This window comes from Microbulbifer maximicatervae (SeqCode) (assembly GCF_052467505.1).
This window is the reverse complement of the sequence record NZ_CP174313.1, coordinates 2,842,856-2,862,233: the sequence shown is the minus strand read 5'-3', so window position 1 is coordinate 2,862,233 and position 19,378 is coordinate 2,842,856. Positions and strand designations below refer to the sequence as shown.

At 45.9% G+C, this 19,378-nt stretch carries 24 protein-coding genes; 11 read left to right on the top strand and 13 right to left on the bottom strand.

Going from position 1 to position 19,378, the window contains the following annotated elements:
• The first annotated feature begins 253 nt into the window (after positions 1–253).
• Positions 254–1,153: a hypothetical protein gene (locus ACJJIN_RS12730; protein WP_444894948.1), complete on the top strand. Its 900-nt coding sequence runs from the start codon at positions 254–256 to the stop codon at positions 1,151–1,153.
• 516 nt (positions 1,154–1,669) lie between these two features.
• Here the strand turns inward: ACJJIN_RS12730 and ACJJIN_RS12725 are convergent.
• From ACJJIN_RS12725 to ACJJIN_RS12715, 3 genes are all read right to left on the bottom strand, one after another.
• Positions 1,670–2,326 (bottom strand): hypothetical protein, encoded by a 657-nt coding sequence (locus ACJJIN_RS12725; protein ID WP_444894947.1) that lies wholly within the window; start codon positions 2,324–2,326, stop codon positions 1,670–1,672.
• A gap of 2 nt (positions 2,327–2,328) precedes the next feature.
• The gene (locus ACJJIN_RS12720) at positions 2,329–2,748 is read right to left on the bottom strand and encodes a hypothetical protein (RefSeq protein WP_444894946.1); all 420 of its coding nucleotides are present in this window, start codon (positions 2,746–2,748) and stop codon (positions 2,329–2,331) included.
• Between the two features lie 720 nt (positions 2,749–3,468).
• Positions 3,469–3,900 (bottom strand): GFA family protein, encoded by a 432-nt coding sequence (locus tag ACJJIN_RS12715; RefSeq protein WP_444894945.1) that lies wholly within the window; start codon positions 3,898–3,900, stop codon positions 3,469–3,471.
• A 354-nt stretch (positions 3,901–4,254) separates the two neighbouring features.
• On the opposite strand from ACJJIN_RS12715, the gene ACJJIN_RS12710 reads away from it, so the two are divergent.
• Together ACJJIN_RS12710 and ACJJIN_RS12705 are read left to right on the top strand one after the other, a co-directional pair.
• On the top strand, positions 4,255–4,803 hold the full coding sequence (locus ACJJIN_RS12710; RefSeq protein ID WP_444894944.1) for a hypothetical protein: 549 nt from the start codon (positions 4,255–4,257) through the stop codon (positions 4,801–4,803).
• 30 nt (positions 4,804–4,833) lie between these two features.
• On the top strand, positions 4,834–5,082 hold the full coding sequence (locus ACJJIN_RS12705) for a hypothetical protein (RefSeq protein ID WP_444894943.1): 249 nt from the start codon (positions 4,834–4,836) through the stop codon (positions 5,080–5,082).
• Between the two features lie 148 nt (positions 5,083–5,230).
• Here the strand turns inward: ACJJIN_RS12705 and ACJJIN_RS12700 are convergent, their stop codons facing one another.
• From ACJJIN_RS12700 to ACJJIN_RS12675, 6 genes are all read right to left on the bottom strand, one after another.
• Positions 5,231–5,974 carry a DUF2971 domain-containing protein gene (locus tag ACJJIN_RS12700; protein WP_444894942.1) on the bottom strand — a complete coding sequence of 248 codons (744 nt, stop codon included), beginning with the start codon at positions 5,972–5,974 and terminating at the stop codon, positions 5,231–5,233.
• Between the two features lie 19 nt (positions 5,975–5,993).
• Positions 5,994–6,758 (bottom strand): hypothetical protein, encoded by a 765-nt coding sequence (locus tag ACJJIN_RS12695; protein ID WP_444894941.1) that lies wholly within the window; start codon positions 6,756–6,758, stop codon positions 5,994–5,996.
• Positions 6,759–6,768: 10 nt separating this feature from the next.
• Entirely contained in the window at positions 6,769–7,212 is a 444-nt protein-coding gene (locus ACJJIN_RS12690) for a hypothetical protein (protein WP_444894940.1), read from the bottom strand.
• A gap of 530 nt (positions 7,213–7,742) precedes the next feature.
• Entirely contained in the window at positions 7,743–8,750 is a 1,008-nt protein-coding gene (locus ACJJIN_RS12685) for a phage integrase (protein WP_444894939.1), read from the bottom strand.
• A gap of 26 nt (positions 8,751–8,776) precedes the next feature.
• Positions 8,777–9,109 carry a helix-turn-helix domain-containing protein gene (locus tag ACJJIN_RS12680; RefSeq protein WP_444894938.1) on the bottom strand — a complete coding sequence of 111 codons (333 nt, stop codon included), beginning with the start codon at positions 9,107–9,109 and terminating at the stop codon, positions 8,777–8,779.
• Positions 9,110–9,111: 2 nt separating this feature from the next.
• Entirely contained in the window at positions 9,112–9,432 is a 321-nt protein-coding gene (locus ACJJIN_RS12675; RefSeq protein ID WP_444894937.1) for a helix-turn-helix domain-containing protein, read from the bottom strand.
• Positions 9,433–9,700: 268 nt separating this feature from the next.
• On the opposite strand from ACJJIN_RS12675, the gene ACJJIN_RS12670 reads away from it, so the two are divergent.
• The 7 genes from ACJJIN_RS12670 to ACJJIN_RS12640 all read left to right on the top strand — a co-directional run bounded on the left by ACJJIN_RS12670 (position 9,701) and on the right by ACJJIN_RS12640 (position 15,383).
• Positions 9,701–10,108, top strand: a complete 408-nt coding sequence (locus tag ACJJIN_RS12670; protein ID WP_444894936.1) for a hypothetical protein — start codon at positions 9,701–9,703, stop codon at positions 10,106–10,108.
• Positions 10,109–10,130: 22 nt separating this feature from the next.
• On the top strand, positions 10,131–12,863 hold the full coding sequence (locus tag ACJJIN_RS12665) for a toprim domain-containing protein (RefSeq protein WP_444894935.1): 2,733 nt from the start codon (positions 10,131–10,133) through the stop codon (positions 12,861–12,863).
• A gap of 256 nt (positions 12,864–13,119) precedes the next feature.
• Positions 13,120–13,395, top strand: a complete 276-nt coding sequence (locus ACJJIN_RS12660; RefSeq protein ID WP_444894934.1) for a hypothetical protein — start codon at positions 13,120–13,122, stop codon at positions 13,393–13,395.
• Complete coding sequence (locus ACJJIN_RS12655) at positions 13,392–13,829, top strand: hypothetical protein (RefSeq protein WP_444894933.1); 438 nt, start codon at positions 13,392–13,394, stop codon at positions 13,827–13,829. The genes ACJJIN_RS12660 and ACJJIN_RS12655 overlap by 4 nt, the downstream gene beginning before the upstream one ends.
• Complete coding sequence (locus ACJJIN_RS12650; protein ID WP_444894932.1) at positions 13,822–14,070, top strand: hypothetical protein; 249 nt, start codon at positions 13,822–13,824, stop codon at positions 14,068–14,070. The genes ACJJIN_RS12655 and ACJJIN_RS12650 overlap by 8 nt, the downstream gene beginning before the upstream one ends.
• A 15-nt stretch (positions 14,071–14,085) precedes the next feature.
• Positions 14,086–14,391, top strand: a complete 306-nt coding sequence (locus ACJJIN_RS12645; protein ID WP_444894931.1) for a hypothetical protein — start codon at positions 14,086–14,088, stop codon at positions 14,389–14,391.
• Complete coding sequence (locus tag ACJJIN_RS12640; RefSeq protein WP_444894930.1) at positions 14,388–15,383, top strand: hypothetical protein; 996 nt, start codon at positions 14,388–14,390, stop codon at positions 15,381–15,383. The genes ACJJIN_RS12645 and ACJJIN_RS12640 overlap by 4 nt, the downstream gene beginning before the upstream one ends.
• Before the next feature lie 25 nt (positions 15,384–15,408).
• Here the strand turns inward: ACJJIN_RS12640 and ACJJIN_RS12635 are convergent, their stop codons facing one another.
• Positions 15,409–15,768 (bottom strand): helix-turn-helix domain-containing protein, encoded by a 360-nt coding sequence (locus ACJJIN_RS12635; protein WP_444894929.1) that lies wholly within the window; start codon positions 15,766–15,768, stop codon positions 15,409–15,411.
• A gap of 217 nt (positions 15,769–15,985) precedes the next feature.
• On the opposite strand from ACJJIN_RS12635, the gene ACJJIN_RS12630 reads away from it, so the two are divergent.
• Positions 15,986–16,186, top strand: a complete 201-nt coding sequence (locus tag ACJJIN_RS12630) for a hypothetical protein (RefSeq protein ID WP_444894928.1) — start codon at positions 15,986–15,988, stop codon at positions 16,184–16,186.
• Between the two features lie 43 nt (positions 16,187–16,229).
• Here the strand turns inward: ACJJIN_RS12630 and ACJJIN_RS12625 are convergent, their stop codons facing one another.
• Genes ACJJIN_RS12625 through ACJJIN_RS12615 form a run of 3 tightly spaced genes read right to left on the bottom strand, consistent with a single transcriptional unit; the run spans position 16,230 to position 19,371 of the window.
• The gene (locus ACJJIN_RS12625; RefSeq protein WP_444894927.1) at positions 16,230–16,556 is read right to left on the bottom strand and encodes an Ogr/Delta-like zinc finger protein; all 327 of its coding nucleotides are present in this window, start codon (positions 16,554–16,556) and stop codon (positions 16,230–16,232) included.
• Positions 16,549–17,610, bottom strand: coding sequence for a phage portal protein (locus ACJJIN_RS12620; protein ID WP_444894926.1), 1,062 nt, complete (start codon positions 17,608–17,610; stop codon positions 16,549–16,551). Before ACJJIN_RS12620 ends, ACJJIN_RS12625 begins: the two co-directional genes overlap by 8 nt.
• A gap of 12 nt (positions 17,611–17,622) precedes the next feature.
• Positions 17,623–19,371, bottom strand: coding sequence for a terminase large subunit domain-containing protein (locus ACJJIN_RS12615; protein ID WP_444894925.1), 1,749 nt, complete (start codon positions 19,369–19,371; stop codon positions 17,623–17,625).
• Positions 19,372–19,378 lie beyond the last annotated feature (7 nt).

The window sequence follows — 19,378 nt, the reverse complement described above, 5'->3', positions numbered from 1 at the left end:
TCACACTTTGTGAACTTGCTTCAAGAAATTTTTTGGTTGACAAAGAATCCCCTAAAAATACTATTTTTTTCACATTTGTTAATTACCTAGCAATGTGAAAGTTACCCCATTTACTCTAATTACGTGAACTATATATGATCTCGTGCAAGATTTGCCTGCATGAGTTCACTGCGGGCTATAAGCAGTATTCAATGAGGTAAGAATTATGTGTACACAGGGGAAGTCCTACAGTTGCCTATTAGTGCTAGCTTTTATGGGCTACTTTGCTTCGCCTCCTGCGTGGTCTCATGTACGCTGGTTTGTAGAAAACGGTAGTAATTCAGTTGAGTTTGAGTGGAGTTGGATATATGCGTTAGTTCTTTTGGGGGGCTTTCTATACTGTATGGTGAATAGATCCTTACAGCCGCTTGAAACAGTAGCTGTTCACAGAGCATCTAATAAATTTCCCTACCTCTGGTCCGACATTGGTCGTCACAAAATTTGGCATATCACGTCTGCACTGATTGGGTTAACCTTTGTTTTTAATTATTTTTTAGGGGTATTACTGGCCCCTAACCTGGAGTTCTCTCCAGAGCAAAGTCTTGTTAATGAGTTTCAATTAGTAATTGGTATAGCGCTAATTGTAGATGTCAGCCTGAGAAGCTCCGGGTATCTAATCTTCGCGCTCTTGCTCTCAATAATGGCTACTTATCCATTCTCAATCTGGATTGATTATGGCTTTGAATTTTTAGGGCTTTCACTAGCATTTATATTGTACCAAAAGCCAGATCTTGGACTGCTTGCTTTACGCTGCGGGCTAGGCCTTCAGCTTATGACTCTGGCAGTTCACAATAAGTGGCTAAACCCTCACTTGGGTCTTGAATTTCTGCAGCACTATCATTGGAACTTTATGTCTAATCTGGGGTGGCATTCTTTCTCCGATTTGACCTTCGTTTTTTCTGCTGGAATGGCTGAGTTCTGCTTTGGGTTGGTTATCTTGTTGGGCTGGTCAACGCGGTTAGCAACTCTTACGGTATTAAGTTTCTTTCTATTAACTGCATCGATTCTCGGTATTCATGAATTGATAGGGCATTTACCAATACTTGGGGCCGGAATTCTACTGGTTGTATTTGGTGGGGGAGACTTTGAATTCAAATATACTAGAGTATCTTAAAGCCCAGTGTTTTTAACACTAAGAAATATTCAGTGCTTGTTATTTACAAGGGGGTTTTATCCCTTTATGTGGGCGTAATTGATCTGCTAATAGAGATCTAAAACCTCCATAGAATTGCTGGGCATCTCATCTATGAACTGGATGTTTTTCAACTGAAATTTTAAAGGTTTCTTTTTATAGATTAGTGGGGTAAGTGGAGGCTGCAGAGCGGAGCTAATTCTCCGCTCAATAAATACTGGGTACATGGTGTTCGATATTTCCTATAATCCGCGCCTGGCTGATCTACTCCTTTCGGTAGTTTGAATCTCGCTCTTTTATTCAGGATATGAATATAAATTCAGAGCATTTACTTGTAAATCAAATAGAATGAGTTACCAGATGGGGAGCTAGTTCCCTAAGTTGGATCATACTCCAAATTATGGGGTCATAAATTGTTCCTGGTAACCCAATTTATATACTAGCTGTAAATAATTTACTAACTAGATCGATCAGGCTTTATATTTTATGTCGATATAGTTAAAACTCTAATTTTGCTACATGCATATTGGTTCTAATATTGGCGCCCTTACTACCAAGGTTGTTTCCTGACTTATACTTCATATTTCTAGGGTCTGTAACAACTGAAGAGGCTCCTCCATCTTTCATTGCTTGATGTAAATCTTTCTGAGGAATTTTTGGGTTTATATTGGAGCTATATACATGGAGATTTACTTCACTATTTATACCAAAGTGCCTGCAGGCCTCCATGATAGCCTCAGTTGTTGCTCTATATAAATCTTTATTCAGCTGGACCAAGAAGTTGAGTTCAAGACCGGCTTCTCCTTCGGCATTCAGATTTTTCACATATATATTACTAAGAATATCCCTAGGCTCAATCATATAGAATTGGGAGGCTACTGTTACTGCGTCAATTATATGGTTTGAATTAGTGCCATCTATACCAAAAACCCAGATTTCATTGTCAATTAAAGCTGCCTCTTTAATGCTGGTCTTTAGGCGGGGATAGAATGGCGATACACTGACTGCATATTTGGTTTTCCAAACTGACAGTGAATCAAAAGCAGTACGAAGAACATATTGATGTTCTTGTACTCCGTTTAAAATAAGTGTTGCATCGGTTTTAAATTTTTTGTCCTGACTTCCTTCGGCTATTGTCATGGCTCCCTTTGTCACAATTAATCCTCCATTGATAGCTCTGACGAAAAACAACCGAATGCGATCTCTCCCGTTTGGAGGGCTTCCTCATAAGATTCCTTGGTCTCAAAGTCTTCATCGGCTTCGGTTTCCCACTGCTGACTATCATATGTAGTCACGTTGGAAACCTCCTCAACTAGCATGAAGTCCTCTTCAAGTGCGGCGGTTAATCTAGCTACAGCACTTTCTTTAGATTCGTCTGGAACTATAGATCTTCCAAAGTAGAAGGTACTACCATCTTGAGGTAGCGAGCTTTGTGGTAAAACTCTTACTTTAGTATCAACCACCCAGAAAATAGACATATACATCCCTCTTGATGTTACTGGTTTGGAATTAAAAAACCAAATGGTGCTGGAATTATCTAGTGATGTTATAAATAATTCAATAACATTCACTTTCATATGAATTTCTGGAAATCAATATTTTTCTAATATGATAATGTTTCAACTATCCGGGTAGAATCTTAGAGGTTCATTAGGTAAACCAGTCCGATAACAAATGGACTTAGGTGTCTGCAGTTTAATGAGTAGTCACTACCATATAGCGCTTTATGTGAACACCAAATCTGCAAATAGGCAATCTCCTTCAGGGGTAATTACTCCTGGTAAAATCTATTTAAAGCTTCCAGTTTTTCCCAGTGTTAGCCTCGAGGCAATACCCTTGATCACTGTGAAGTAAAAGTGCTACAAGAAGTCATCTCCCTATGGCGGGAGCGTTTAATAGATATCAGCTGGTTTATGAGCTGTTCAAACGAATCTATCACTCGCCAAGCTAATGCTTAAGACTACTGTGCTGGCGTTTTGGAGGGGGGGCGTTTTAAGCCCTAAGCTTTACTTGATGTGCCTGTATGGCTTATGCAGATCTCAGCTCAATCTGTGGCAGTATCGTCAAGACGCATGAGGAGCCTGTCCACACTTCGATTCAGTCCGGTAGTCTTAGGTAATAATCCCAAAATCTGTTCCATTTGACGGTGGTGAGTATTTGAACATACCGAAAGGGGTGCTTTTCCAGCTGAATCACTATTTGGAACTGGTGGGCTGGAGCAGGCGGTATTTAAGCTCTTGAAAACGAGGCCGCATTACCGAAAACATGCCCCTATCACTCTGGCTCAAAAAAATAACCTATTTGTAGTCATTGACTAGTTGCCCATCAGATGACTCCTTGAATTGAGGATGTTCGTCATCGATTTCGTAAAAATCACACTTTTCGCCGGTGAAAATATGCCCCATAGTTTTCAACCCGGTTGGGCCATCCAGTGATCCTGCAATAATTCCAGTTGCATCGAGATTAAATGGTTCCCAGAATAGGCTTGAACCACATTGCTGGCAGAAGCCTCTGCGGGCTACTTCTGATGTTTTATACCACGCCAGCCCGTCATCTTTTGTTATTTTAATGTTGACCTTGCGAGCTTTGGTATGCGGGCCGAAACTTCCATGTAGTTTTTGACACATACTACAATGACAGTTAACTACGTTGCGTAGTGGCCCTTTAACCTCATATCGCACAGCTCCACACAAGCAGCCACCGGAAGTGATTTTATTCTTGCTATTCATATAATGGCCTGTAGAAGCAAATGTTCACTTAAAAATAAGAATCTAAATTAAGAATGCCTTTTTATCATCTATAAGATTTTTTGTTTAAATTATAAATGCTAGTCTAATTAAGTGATGTAAACATAAATATTGATAGCTTGGCTAGTTATTTATCAGTTCTTTGTCGATATAAGTTACGAGATGGTAGTGGTTTGTTACTTGATCGCTTGCCATTTTTCATACTGTTACCGTTGCACTATGCAGGCAATGGCGTATAAGCCATTTATTTGCACGGTGTTATCGCACAGGGTAGGACTCCCAGCGCTCGACCGTGAGGATTTAGCATGGCAGCAAAGTGACTCAGTACGGCAGAGAGTGGACGCACACGCAGAGTGGAGCCGGGAAACTCACGGGGATATTCGGGAAAATTCACTATGTAGGACTATTCAGGCTGCGGAATTGCAAAGCAGCTGTGACAACGAGTACCGACAAGTTAAAGAGCATTCGATAGAGGAAATTGCTGGCGTAAAAATTATTGAAGCACTTGGAGCTTTACGTTTCTTATCTGCTGGCGGCCTGAACTTATCCGCGCTGGATAATCTAAATATTACAACAGCCAGTGATATTAATATTTCAGCGGGCCGCGACTTAAAGGAACAAATCGGAAATATTCGCGAATCAGTGGCCAAGGTTCGCCAAACCATCAAAGTAAAAGATGGTGGCAAGGTTTGGTTAGGTAGTGAATCTTTAAATGTGCTGAAAGTGCTAGAGGATTTAATAGGCGTAGTGTCTGCACTGGCCGCCACCCTGGCGACTCACTCGCACCCAGGGAGTGGGCAAAAGCCAACCCAAGAGGCGGCAATTAGTGGGCACAAAAGCAGTGCGGATACTTTGAAATCTCAGCTTAGCGCGGTGCGGGCTTAAGCTGGTTATACACTTAAAAGGAGAGAAGTTATGAATAATAGAGTAAACAGGTACGCCATTTTCGCGGAGCGGGTTCACTTGATGAATGGCGGAGCTAAGAGCTTTAGAGACTCTGCGCCAACTCAAGAGGTGGCAAAAGAGCTGGCAGAGAAAATTGCTAAATCTGAAAAAGCGCTGTTTTATTCTTGGCTGCAAATTCTGGATATTGTGACAGGGAAGTTTACAGAGTATTCGATTGAGAGGGGCGGGGTATTGGTGGAAAGAGAACGTACGTGCTAGTAATAAGATGCCACGCTCAGCGAATAAGTATGGACGTGATAGAAATCCAGTCTACGCTGGATTTCTATGCTGAACTTAGGAGTATAAAAGCTTTCTTCTGCTAAATTTTTATGTGATTTTTAATGGCGCCAATGAGTTGGTGCGATTACTATGCTTGATCTTTCATGTAATCAAGAATTGTATCTTCTGGAAGCCTATATAGTAAGGATCTTTTAATATCTCCCTTATATCCAGTTGCTTTGATGATAATCTTTTTCAAGGTGCTGAACTCTCTCTCTTTTCTTCGGGGATCAATCATTATCTGGCTTATTAAATTGTGAGGGTTTATTTTGTACCTGTAAATTTCCCCCGGTTTTTCAGTTTCCCAGTTTTGGTATAAAAGTCTAACTTCATTTTCGTGTTCGAAAGCTTTTCGCTTTAAGAGCAAACTTCCAAATATTTTTCCGACCTCTATTCCATTACCGGAAAATGTAGAGTTTGCTCTTTCCATTAATTTATCTTCGCTTAAATATTCAACTTTTCCAATGCAGCATGTCATATCTTTTGGCCATTTACTACTCTGTGCATCATGCAGGCTGCTTATTAAGTCGCGAACTTTCACCCTAATTCTTATGCCGTCCTTGTTGGGGGAGTAAATTCTCCACATTGCGTCAGATGAACTAGCAAGAGTCCAGCATTGCCCGAATATATAATTGTGAAGATCAAACTCTTTTATCTCGCCTGTTTCTTGCTTAACTTTTCTCTTTAGTATGAAGTTTTCGAATGTGTCATCCCAAAGTTCAGGTTTTACAAGTGTGTTTTCATTCGTTGCAAAAAGTTCCAGAAGTCTTTCTAGAGAGATTATTCTGTATATATATTTATCAAGATCTATTTCTTTTAGGTAGGGAGACATAACCATGTTGATCCAATGTTTACGCGGGGCAGCTTTCAGTATGTGTTTCTGATGGTCTTAAAGTTTCACTTTTTTTATCTGTGGGGTTGATGGGATTTGCGTTTAACGCAAGATCTCGCCTTGCTGAATCTAATAATAATCTGTAGGCTTTTTTTACGGCTTCAGCTTTGTGCGATATTGAAATCTCTTCGCTATGATATGAATTAATATCATCAAAGGAAGTTCGACCGTTTTTCACATCATTTTGATATTGTTTAAATGATTCTCGACTACGAATATTTTCTGCATTGCGAAGGTTTTCGATGTGCTGGGTTATTTCATCATCTAAAAATAAGTTGCCTTTTTTTAAGGTAAGTGTCCATAGTTTTTCTTCTAGAGGTTCAACCTCTCTTGAAATGTACTCCTTCGTATCGTTCATAATGCTATTTCTATCTGATTGATATCGATCCCAGTCTTCATCATCAAGATTTCCAATCACATTCATGATTTTGTTCGCCTTGAGGCATTTTTCATGAAGTTCAACAAGTATGTCTAGTATGGGAAGGTATAAATCTCTTTTGAACTCCCATTTTTGTTGTTCAACCCACATTTCTTTGGATAGTTTGCTTCTTACTTCTTCAGCTGCTTGGGTGTGCGATCTAATTTGTTTAGTGGTTTCATCTAGTGACTCATTAAGTTTACGCATTTTTCCAGCCGCTTTAAGATAGGCCCCACAATAAGCAGAGATACCACTGCAGATTGCAGTTAGTAGTAATGGCACCCAGGTTATAATTTCAGCGAGCATAGCTCTTACCTCACTTGTGAATATTTTTATCAATTTTTGTAAATGCTAGATATTTTTTATTTTTAGGGTCTAGCAGTTGAAGGTCAATCGTGACCGTTGATTCGTCAATGCGTAATACGGCTGTAGAAAAAGGTGAAGGGTAGAGACTGTAAGTGGCTCCATCCCAAAGACATTTAGCTTTTATTCTTCTTTCTTCAATGGAGTTGGTGGCGACGAGTTGATTCAGCGTTGCTTCACTTACTCTAATGTCGCAAAGGCGGCTTGTTGATTCACCAACAACAACCAGGATGCCATTATCGCCTTCCTTGATTTCTACAATTTTTAGCCGGCTTGGATCAACTTCTATCAGGTTGTCTGCCGTTGGATGGATTTCATTTTCCTTCATTGCGTCCTGGCAGCCAGTCAAAGCTATCAAGCACACCCCAGCCCTTAAAAACCCCGTAAAAATTCGCATTACCAGCTCCCTCTGATTATTTGTGATCAATAATTGTGCAGCAAAAAGGGGCGTCGGTCACTCCTCCCCACGCCTGCCGATTTTGGGCGCTGTTTTGGTTGATGAAATGAGACTAGCGGCCCTGGCCTGAGCTGGTGCGGGGTTTGGGTAAGAATTGGATTTCACACTTTGAAGAGTTGCGAAGAGAAGTGAAAGGATATTGCACAGCCGGATGGCTTACGGGGTAGCAAAGTGTCAACGTGATTTTGCGTTGACACTTTGTTGACACTTTGGCGTTAAAACCAACAAAAGAGTCGTTTACAAAGTTGCCTGTGCAGAAATGAAAAACCCGCGAGAGCTAGGGCTGACGCGGGTTTGAGAGATGGTACCAGAGGCCGGACTCGAACCGGCACGCTTTTAAGGGCGGGGGATTTTGAACCCCCTAAAACTCAACATATAGAGGTAGATAGGAACATATATCGGGCTTTTCCGGGGCATTTCTGCCCTGTTGAAGGTAGTTCATTCACCTTTATGTGGACACTTTGTGGTCATTAGAGATTGGCTAGAGGATTCCTGGTAACAGCGTCTGCCAGATGCTCTGGGGCGAGTTTTGCGTATCGCTCAGTCATGGCCAGGCTTTGATGGCCTAAGATCAGCTTCAACTGAAGAATGTTGCCACTGTTCATCATGTAATGGCTAGCAAAAGTGTGGCGTAGTACATGGGTCATTTGACCATCGGGGAGTTGGATGCCTGCACGTTGAATTGCCCCTTTGAAGGCGTCATGGCAAGACTTGCTGAATAAGCGGCCTGTTCTTGGTTTCCCCTTACGCAGTTCGGCTTCTAGATCAACACTGATAGGTACTGCACGGGCTTTGCTGTTTTTAGTCCTTGTGAAGTGCACCTTCCCCTGAATCACTTGCTCTGCCCTTAAGTTTTCTGCCTCCCCCCAACGTGAACCGGTGGCGAGACATAACTTTGCAACCATCAGCACGTCTGGATTCTTGGAGTTTTCAAGCTCTACTAATAGGATTCTGATTTGACTACTTTCCAAGAAGATCAATTCCTTCTCATCCAGGCGGATTTTGGGAAGGTCTTTCATTGGGTTAGGGAGAGCCCAGTTACGAAGCTTTGCGAGCGTGCCAAACACGGCGGAAAGGTAGGCTTGCTCGTGATTTAAGTTGTTTGGAGAAACAAGAGTGTCCCGGCTTTTTAGCTTCTCGCTCAGTCGCTGTTTTCGATAGCGTAGAAAGTCTTCACCTGTGAAAGTTCGAGCCAATGGATTGCCAAGACGTTTACAGATCGCATCCAGTTTGACCTTTCTTTTCGGACCGTCTTTTAGTGTGTGGCCATGAAGAGAATACCAATCATCAATTAAGTCCTGGAGTCGACGGCTTTCCTTGATTGGAGGTTTCCAGTCGCCTTTGAGGCCAAGCGCCATCTGCTCTTTCTCAAATGCCTCGGCCTCGCGCTTGGTGGGAAATATTCTTCTAACACGAGGGCCCCTACGGCCTTCGGGCCTAATGTCTACTTTCCATCCTGTAGGGCATTTCTTCGCCATCCCTCAATCCCTGCTACCCAAACAAACTACTTAATCTTATCGTGGATGTAATAACCGGGAGGAATTTGCCCGGCCGCTATCTTGGCTGCTGCCAACTGACACAATGGCTCCGGACTCTTTCTCAGGTCCTCCACTACGATGTCTCCCTCATAGGTTATCCATGGCATAAATTCAGGGAATTTTTGTCCAATCTTGGCAAATTCATCTTCCGCCATACGGGCTTTTTGTTGCTCGACATTTCTCAGTCGTATCCATGGTATGTCTAGCAAGTCGGAAAATTGGTCTCGTGTAAGCCCCATTAGCTCTCGCATTCCTTGTAGACGTTGCCCTGCGCGTAATTTCATCGCTGCCGGTGACATTGCTATTTAATCTTTTCTTCTACGTAAAACCCGCGTGGAATTTGTCCAGCTTCGATTTTGGCTGCCATTAAGCGACACAATTCTTCCTTACTTGCAGTTAGTTCAGAAATGACAATATTCCCTTCATAAGTGAGGTAAGGAATTAATTCGGGAAACATCTTCCCTACTTGTTCATATTCGAACTCGGCCATTTTGGCTCGCTTTTGCTCTACATTGCGGAGTCTCACGTAATCAAAACCAAGTAATTCTGCAAACTCATCGCGAGTTAACCCCATTAATTCTCGAATTACCCTTAATCGGTCTCCAGCCCGGAGTTTCAGCATTTAACAGCCCCTTATTAGTCACTCAACAATCCAATCATTGGGTGCACGCTCAAATGTGCTCATTTGCCTGCCTTTATACATGCCCACGGTCAGTAAATCCACTTCGACTGATCAATAAACATACGCTAATAAACCATTTAGTCCATAACAGCCTATTACGTGGGTGAAAAAGGTTGATTGATGACTACATGTGTGTTTTTATCGACAGCAAGTAACAAATAGTGTTAATTTGTTCATTCAGGTTGTTACTAACATGGAGCACACGACAATGAATCAAAGCCACCTTCAATCCGACCTATCCAAAGTACCCACCGCACTTCCCGTCCAGCTGGCCAGCCCAGTAATGACCCGTGAGAAGTTCGCTTCTATGTCCGGCCTTCGTGAAGGGCAGATACGCGGCCAGATAGAGCGCGGCCATCTGCCGGTTTTCCACGTTGGGCGCCTTGCCCTGGTTAATGTCGCTTTACTCACCTGGAATGAAATTCACCTTATTCCCTGCCCAATCATGACCAAAGACGCATTTGCCAAAGCGACGGGCCTTCGCGAGCAGCAAGTGGAGTCACAGCTTGATAGGGGAAATCTACCGCGCCGGGATGTTGGCCGCCTCGCCCTGGTGGATGTTGCGGAGCTGGTGAGGCAGTGCATGGCAGAGCAGCACCGCGATTGTCCTTTCTAATTCCTCGGACATCGGAGTAACCATGGACTACACCCAAATAAACCGAGATGTTGTCGAGTCGCTAGAAAAGGATTTGAGTTTCAAATTCAAGCGTAGTGGCAAGTTCCTAAATTCTGGAACCTGCCCAGATTGCGGCAAGAAGTCAGCCTGGATTGAGATTGAAAAACCAATCGTCGTGCGCTGTAACCACAAAAACAATTGTGGGTATGAAGAATCTGTTAGGGATATTTACCCGGACATTTTCGAAAATTTCTCTGAAAGATTCCCGGCAACCCCTGAGGAACCCAACGCAACAGCCCGCGCTTATATAGAGCATGTTCGTCAGTTCCCGCTGCTTAAAGTGGGGGACTGGTTTGAACAGGCCGCGCGGCCTCTACCGGGTGGTGGCTATGCGCCCGTGGTTCGCTTTCAGCTATGGGATGGTTTCTACTGGGATCGCGTAATCAATAAAACCCATGAGCGCGAGTTGGGCGATAAAAGCTTTTTTAAAAAGTATATTAAGTACGGGGGTAAATGCTGGCAGCCCTCAGGCCAGCAGATAGAAAAGGGCGATATTGTTTTTATTGTGGAAGGTATCTTCCATGCAATCGCCTTATGGCTTTGCGGCTATAAAGTGGTCGCAGCATTTTCTAGCAACAACCTACCCACAGAGCTAATAGAAGAACACAAAGGTCAGGAGATAACCTGGCGTCTTGGCTATGACGATGACCTCGCCGGTCGTTCCATGGCCAAGAAATACTTTGAACGTTTACGCAAGCAAAAAGAAAAGGTCGATGTGGCCCTGGTGGGCGGCGGCAACGACTGGGACGATCTATACCGGGCCGATAAATTAACCCCGGAATTTATTGAAGACTGCCTTTACCGGGGGCGCCTATTCACCGCCAGCAGCATTGAAGAAAAAGCCTACCACTGGCACTGCAAAAACCGTCGTAATTATACGGTGCTGGATTTCAACAACCGCCTGTATTCAGTACATATTGAAGACAATATCAATCGGGATTTATCGGAATCTATAGAAGATCAAAACCAGACTGATATAGAAGATGGCGACACTGAAAAAGAAGCGGTCAAAACCCTAGAAGATGCCTTAGCTACACCCAGGGGCAGGGAGATATTTAACAGTAACCTCAACGTCAATAGTATTAGCAATTGCCTGCCAAGGTTTCTTTACTGCGAGATAGATCAAGAGACAACAGACGTTGCCTATTTTTTCGATATTTACCTCCCCAAAGGCAAGGGGTTACAAGTCGCCCTGACTGGCTCAAATCTGGAGAGCCCAAAATCCTTTAATAAAGCACTCCTCAACCAAGCACCGGGCAGCACATTCGATGGCAGTGAAAACCAGCTCAAGATGTTGCGCGATCGCTGGTTTGATAACGGCGTTAAACAAGTACGCACAATTAATTATCTGGGCTATGACAAGTCTTGCCAAACCTATGTCTTTCAGGATTTCGCCTTTCACAATGGCCGGCGGTTAAAGGTCAATAAGCAAGGCTACTTTGTTGCCGGTAAAGACCGCATTAAAACTGGTTTTAAAAGTCTCTACATCCACAACAACAAAAGCTTTGATCCCAGCTGGATACAGGATTACCACCAGGTGTTCTCTCACCTGGGTATGGTGGCGTTGGCGTTTTGGCTGGGCTCACTGTTTGCCGAACAAATCCGCGCAGAGTTAAAAGTATTCCCATTCCTGGAGCTAACCGGCGAGCACGGCGCTGGTAAATCCACGGTGATTGAATTCCTATGGAAGCTATGTGGCCGCGACGACTACGAAGGCTTCGACCCGAGTAAAGCTACATTTGCAGCCCGTGCCCGAGCACTATCACAGATGTCCAATATGCCGGTGGTGATGATTGAATCCGACCGCCGGAGCGATTCCGCCAAGAAGGGGGCTTTTGATTTTGAGGACCTGAAGACCGCCTACAATGGCCGCGCCATCCGCTCAACCGGAGCTTTTAATCGGGGCAATGAAACTGTAGACCCGCCGTTTCGCGGTTCCATTGTAATTGCTCAGAATGACACCGTAGACGGTAGCCCCGCGCTGCTATCGCGCATAGTCCACTGCCACGCGACCAAGGCGCACTTTTCAGAGAAAACCAAACTGTTAGCTCAGCAGTTCGAACGAGCTGCAGTGGAAGAGGTCAGCGGCTTTCTACCTGCTGCCCTGCACAAAGAGAAAGCCATTGTCGGCAGAATCTTAGAAGACTACCCAAAGTTTGATGCGGAGTACGCCCACCGAGGCGAAATCCACGATCAGCGGGTAGTGAAAACCCATGCCATGGTCTCTGCCATGGCTGGAGCTTTGCCCATCCTGTTTCCCTCGCTCGCTGCCAAGACCATCAAGGATATCCAGCACTTTATCTATACCCGCGCGGTAAACCGCCAGGGCCGCTTAAGCGCGGATCACCCGGAAGTACAGAAGTTCTGGGAGATCTACGACTTCCTCAATGTTCGCCTGGTGACGGACTCCGAATCGCCTGCCGTGTACGCCAATAGGGCCGGCAAAGTTGAGGCACAGACCCTCAACCACAGCAAAGACAACGACCTGATCGCGATCAACCTGATTCATTACAAGCAGCAATGCGAGCTGGCCAAAGTGGATCACCCGGACATTAAAGAGCTGAAAAAGCTATTGCCCAACAGCCGCCGCCACAAGTTTATCGCCTGTAAAAACGTGAAGTCGGGGATAGACGGCGACCGCACTCGATATTGCTGGGTTTTTCAGCATAGAGACGCCAATAAGGGTGCCGCTTAAGAAATGATAGGGGGTTTCGGAAAGACCGAACCGAGCTAACCGAAATCCAAAAACGCCCGCAAAGCCAGAAACCATGCGGGATACAGAGAAACCGAAAAAACGAACTTTTTCCGAACCGGGACCGAACTGGGTTAGGAAAAACAAAAACTAGAAACCTAACTTTTTACTTAAAAAAAATCCTTATAAATCAATTGGTTAGGTTTTTGGTTCGGTCAGGTTCGGTTTTCAACCGAACCGAAATAAGGGAGCTAAGTGCATGAAAGATAAGGACTTTTTAGTGGTACAACGGGAGCGGTTAGCTCGGTTCGGTCTTTCCGACACCCCCCCCCTTATATCTGCCGCCACAGACACTTTTAGCGAGTCCCACCGCCGCAACTGCCTGGCCTGGCACCTGCTATGCACCCGCACCCGGCCCGAGATAGGACAGTGGCTGAAGAAGCAGAGCAAGGGCATGGCCGAGGATATGCGCGGCCGCCTAAACCAACTGAAACAGCAGGTGTGGGAAATGCGCCGGGAGGCGGAAGGGCTATGAACCAGCGCACCTTGCAGCTTTACCACACCGTCACCGAATACCAGGTCTACAACGCCTGGCTCAATAACGCCCAGATCAATAGCGCTTGCAGCTGGAAACAAGTGGTGCGCGATGAATTGATATTTGGCTGCCTTGCCCGCGAGGCCGCCTACACCACTGCCGGGCAGCGCCCGCAACAATTTGCACCGTTCAACAATGAGGAAACCGCTATGTCTAAAAAAGTCTTTCTACTCGACCTCGCCGAAGCCCGGCGGGTACGCCTGGCGCTGGCTCTTTGCCGTGAGCGTATTGCCTGCCCGGATACCACCACGGTAAGCAGGGAGGAAGCCGTGCAGGAGCTGAGAGCCGCACAGGAAATTTTTCTGGAGCACGAAGCCCGTGCGGATCAATTGACAGCTTTAAATAATGAATTGGGAGGGGCTGCACATGCCTAAGTTCAAACTAGAAATCTCAAAAAAACATAATGATTTACTCTTGGAGCAGAAAGCTCGCTATTACGAGCTTAAAGAGAAATTGATATCGGGAGTAGGTTTAAGCGAGGTTGAAGAGAACGAGATATCCATTATCACGCTTAACTTTGCCACATTGGCTATGAGTCTCTTCGCTAGCGGAGAGAAAAAAACAGCTCAAGATATGCCGGCTTATTCATGTCAAGGGACAGGTCAAATTCACTAAGGAAGGTAATAAAAAATGACTGAACTATTCGCTGCCATTCGTGAAGACTCTAAATACGCCTACCAAAACCCAAAGGCCTTGCCTTTTCCCGTAAAGATTATTGATACCACCGACGCCTACCGGGTAAAGGGGAACGGCGAGCAATACCGGCTGGATGATGTTTATTTGTTTGTGCAATCGGGCCGCGGTTATCAGCAGATAAATAAGGAGATTATAAAGCCGTTCCCAAATTGTGGTGTTTGCCCTGGGGATGGGACTATGTGTAAAACGACCTGCCAGTTCGAACAACAAAATCCACATGTAAGAGGAAGGAAGCAGTGATTATCTGGAAATTAATCACCGGACTTGCCGCACTGATTTTCTGCGGCACTTCGGTTGTATTCACTGTAGGGTTGTGGATCTCTATTCCAGCAGAGCAGGCAGGGCAGTGGGTGGCGGGGCTTACCGCCCTGGCCCTGGAGCTGTGCAAATTTTCCTTTGCCCCTTTGGGATTCTGGCTATGGAACAATCAGCGCTTTATCGGAGGGGTGCTGTTATTCCTGTTTCCCTTCCTGGTGATTATCAGTACCGCCGCTACCGTGGGTTTCTTGGAGAGCCATACAACGGAACAGCAACACGCCAGCGCGGCCAGCAGTGTTGAATACCAAGCGTTGCAACAACAGCTAAACAGTTACAACCAGCGAATTAACAATATCAACGGAATCGTTGCCGATTACGCGGCAACCGATTATCGCAAGGTGGCTGTTAAAACGGATAAACGCCTGGACGAACTGGAAGCGGGGAGGGACAAAACCTTGGCTCAACTCAAAGCGGTACAGGGTACCGCCTCAGAGAGTGCCCAGGCGGCGTTCGCGGGTCTGGCCAGCCTCACCCGCACGGATGCGACCAAACTACAGCACAGTGCCTTCCTAGCGATGGCGATTATTACCGACCTGGTAGGGTTGGTGGCACTGCTGGCGTTTAACAGTGCGTTAACGGTTAAGCGTAAAACTGCTCCGTTGTTAAATGAGTTGGAGACTGTACACCAGACTGAAAAGGAGACCGACAACGAGAGAAAGCCATCACCAGAAATAAACGCTATAAAAGCAGCTGGCGAATTAATGCCAGATCAGCAGCAATTAACGCCAGAACAAAAGCAACTAGCGCGGCGAATTGCAGAGGGGGAATACGGCGAGAAACCCGTGATACGCAACATCAATCAACAAGTGAAAGGCGGAAATAACGTAGTGAAGCCTGTATTTAATTATCTGGAACAGGTTGGAGTATTAACACGTACCAGTCGCGGGTTTGCACTAAGTTCAGCTCACTGCTGAGAGACTGAGAATTGCCACAAGATAATCACTTTTTCCTCTTCCTCTCCATTTCCGCCACTAACTTTATATGCCCCAGCACCAGCTCCCGCCCTCGGGAGCTGAGTTTCTTAAACCGCTTTACCAATTCCGCCAAAGATCCCCACTCATCTTCCTGGATACCCAGCGCCTCGCTGGTGGAAATACCCAAGGCTTTACACCAAGTTGGTAGCAACTCGGCGGGGATTGTCTGCTGCCCCGCTTCCATCCTTGAGAGAGCATAGTTTGGGATTCCTATTCTATTTGCCATATCAAGACCGCTAATTTCGGCATTGATTCGGTAATCCCGCAAACGCCCTGCAATAGCAATTCGTTGGCGCTTTTGGTCGGATTGTCCAATTTTGGTCAATTACTGCACACCATATTTCAACCGCAAATTGGTTACAGAGTATTCAAATTATAGAAATCTTTGCGTATATCACAAACCATGAATTTCTTTTTGCGATATACCCAAAAGTAAAAATTTATATTTGCAGTAACTGAAAACGAGTGGTAAAAGTTTTTTTAATAAATGTGCATTTTTTAGAAAAAAATTCTCAATCTATTGCAAAAGGGAGCTACCCAAAATGGACACAATAGATTTTTCATCTCGACATTCAGCAAGGAAAAATATGGAGTTGCGCGAAGGAGTTTCGGAGGTCGATAAATTACTGGCTTTGGTTCAGCATGTCGTCAGTGAGGATACGAGTCAGATGGACATTGATGCGAGAGGAGGCGCCTATTTACTAATAGAGCATGTGAGAGAAAAAGTGCAGGCGTTGAAATAAAAAATAAGATCCATTAAAAGAGGCGCTTAGGCGCCTTTTTTAATTAGCTGGCCTGTCGTGCTTGCTGTAAAAGCGCTTGCTGTTCTGCTGGAGGGAGAGAACGTAAATAATCAACCGCGGTTTGTTTAACTTGAAAACGAGAGGGGGCAATCGAATGACTGTAGGTTAATTTGGCAACAAAATAATGCCCGCAATCAGGATTGGTGCAGGTGCAATAAAGATCTACCACTTTCGGGTCTATTTCGTTGCGGCTATTAATATTGGCTTTGTGCCCGCATGTTTCACATTTAACACGCATTGTCGAATCCTCCCCAGGCCCAAGGGGAAATTTTAACACCTTATTGTTATCCAAGGGGTAAATATTATCCATTCTGCGTAAACTCCGGCTTATCAAACCCAATCCTTTTCCCCTTCGGTAACCACTCATTCAGCTGTGTAAAAACATCCTGCATCGGCAGCACTTCATTCTCGTAATACGCCCGGGAGATTTTTTCGATATCGCCAAAGCCGCCGCTATTCTCGGGCATCACGCCAGCCAGGGCCGGTTGAATTCTCCACATACTGAGTACGTCGTTGCGGGTCAGGTTCTTGATTCGCTCGAACTCGTCTTTGGTGGCGATATCTCCAACCGGGATAATCTGTACCCCTTTCTCCTTGCCGTCTGGGATATTCAGGTACATAGAGCGGAAATTGCCCACGCCCTTGCTGTCCTGGATCTTCTCTTGAATGGCCTTTTCATCCTTTTCGGAAAGTTTGCTATCGGTGGTGTAGAAGATGTAACCCATGTGTGCACCGTTGTTGTAATACTTGCGCCGGAATAGGGTGGCGTCTTCATTCAGCAATACGGATTGCACGCCGCCCAGGTACTGAGGCCTGCCGTAGATCTGCTGGGTGGGGTCGTACTCTTTCAGCTGGATCACTTCACCCGGTGCAAACACGATGGGCTCACCGGTCGGGCGCAGCATGCAGAAGCGGTCTTTCTCTCTCATACGGCGCATATTGAGCGCGGGTAGGTGTTGCACACGCAGGATATGACCGAAGTGGTTATAGATTTTTTGGAAGTACGCGTGGCCAAATACCGAGTGATCAAAGCCGGCATTCGCCAGGCATTCGGGCTTGAGGGTGTTGGAGGCTTTGAACCACTGGCGCAACCTGTTGCGCTTAAAGTAAGGGATTGTACCGTGGTGGGCGTTGGCGCCTAGCAAGTTAGCCAGGCCACTCTGGCTCACCGGCGGCATATAGTAGTCGCCGCTAGGTTCTAGGAAGGTGCCCAGGTAATCCCCCCAGCTGCCACCCAGCACGGGCTCGGGATCACCGAAGCTAAACATCGTCGGGCTATTGTGAGTTTCCGCAGTTTTGGCTTGTGCTTGGTTTGCGGCCTGGCTGTTTTTACCCTGGTTAAATCTTTTCTTTCTGCGTCCCATGGATGGTTCCCGTTAATTGCTGGCAAACGCCACTGAGGACTTGCGCCGGTTGCGGTGGTTGAGGGGTTCGTTGCTGAGGCCGTGCATAATGGCCCAGGCCACATCCGCGTGGCCGGTGGCGCTTTTACGGTTGGCGGCGTAGGTGATTTGATCTTTGCCGGTGGTGGTCTGGTGAATCTGCAAAAAGGCCTGGGGAATATCCGTGTGCTCCGCATCCCATTCGATACGCTGGCTCTCTACTACATCCTGGGTTTTTAATACCAGGTTGGTTTTTGTTTCCAGGCCGTAGTGAATGGGCGTTGCGCGCGGGTAAAAACCCTTCACCATTTCATAGACGCCGTGGCCGGGGCCGGTGCAGTCAATACCGATAAACTGCACGTTGTATTTTTCCGTAAGTTCTTTAATGCGGTTGGCCTGGTATTGCCAGGCGCGATTGCGCATCACAATTTTTTCCAGTACCCGAAACTTGCCGCCCTCTTTGAGTGGTGGCGCCAGTACCACAACGGCGGCACCGTCGATACTGCGGGAGGGATCGTAACCGATCCATACCGGGTGATTGCCGTAGGGGCGCTTTTGCTTCGTCTTGAAATCCACCCAAACAACATTGGTATCCACGGCGGCGGTGAGCAAATCATCCAGTTTGAAAACGGAAAGCCCAGCCTCCATAAACGCGCACATAAATTTGTTATTAAATGCCGCTTTGCTGTTCTCAATCTTGAGGGCCTCAATATCAAAAAGATCACACCCCTGTTCCTGAGCATCGACAATGGTAACAATATTTCGCCATATCCTATCTGGCCCTAGCTTTCCGTGTTTTAGTGTCTCGTGGCTAAGGTCAAAATCGACCTTCTTTTTCGAGTTATCTTTAAAGACCTTTCCGCTCCACATATCGTAAGCACTATGGCTTTTTATCGAAGGCACAGAAAAGTAGGTGCGGCGCCACTTTTTATGGGATGCCATGCCGGACGCTAGTTCGTTGGTCCGCTCAAAATCAGGAATCCAAAAAACTTCATCTACATAGAAGTGGCCGTGATAGCCCTGTGCCGTGCGGCCATTGGTAGAGACAAAGCGGAGCTCCGCACCGTTGGAAAGCTCAATAAAATCGGCGCCTTTCAATTCAACGTCAAAGTACTCGCGGGCAAACTTTATGATGTAGGCTTTAAATATCTCGGCTTGGTTGCGGCTTGCAGATAGAAATACCTGGTTATCCCCGCTGAGAATGGCATCCTCAAAGGCCTCCCAGGCAAAATAATACGTCGCGCCAATCTGGCGGGATTTCAGGATAAAGCGGGTGCGCTCGCTTTTGTGGTCGTGCCAGCGGTGCTGGTACTCGTAAAATAGTTCCTTGCGGATCTTTTCCAGCTGTTCCGCGGTAATCTCACTGATATCATTCTTGGCTTTCTTCTTTTTGCTTTTCCCGTCTCCGCGCTCGCCTCGGGAGGCCGCCGCCTTTTCTTTGGCCGCACGGGCTTTCTTAACATCGATACCCGCCAGCTTATCCAGCAGATTGCTAAGGCGGTCTATCTCGGTGAAGTCCTCCTTAGTCTTATTGGGCTTTTCCACCAGCACAATAAGACGGCGGGAGGTAGCTTGCTCCACCGTTTCATGTTGCAGCATCTCGTCCCAGTGGCCTTTCTCCGCCCACTGATAAACCACCCGCGCATTATTCAGGTTTAACTGGTCCGCGATTTCTCGCGCACTGAGTCTGCGCAGCCACATCAACTTTGCAGCGGTCTTTATTTCGTCAGAGTAGGTTGCCATGCGCCGC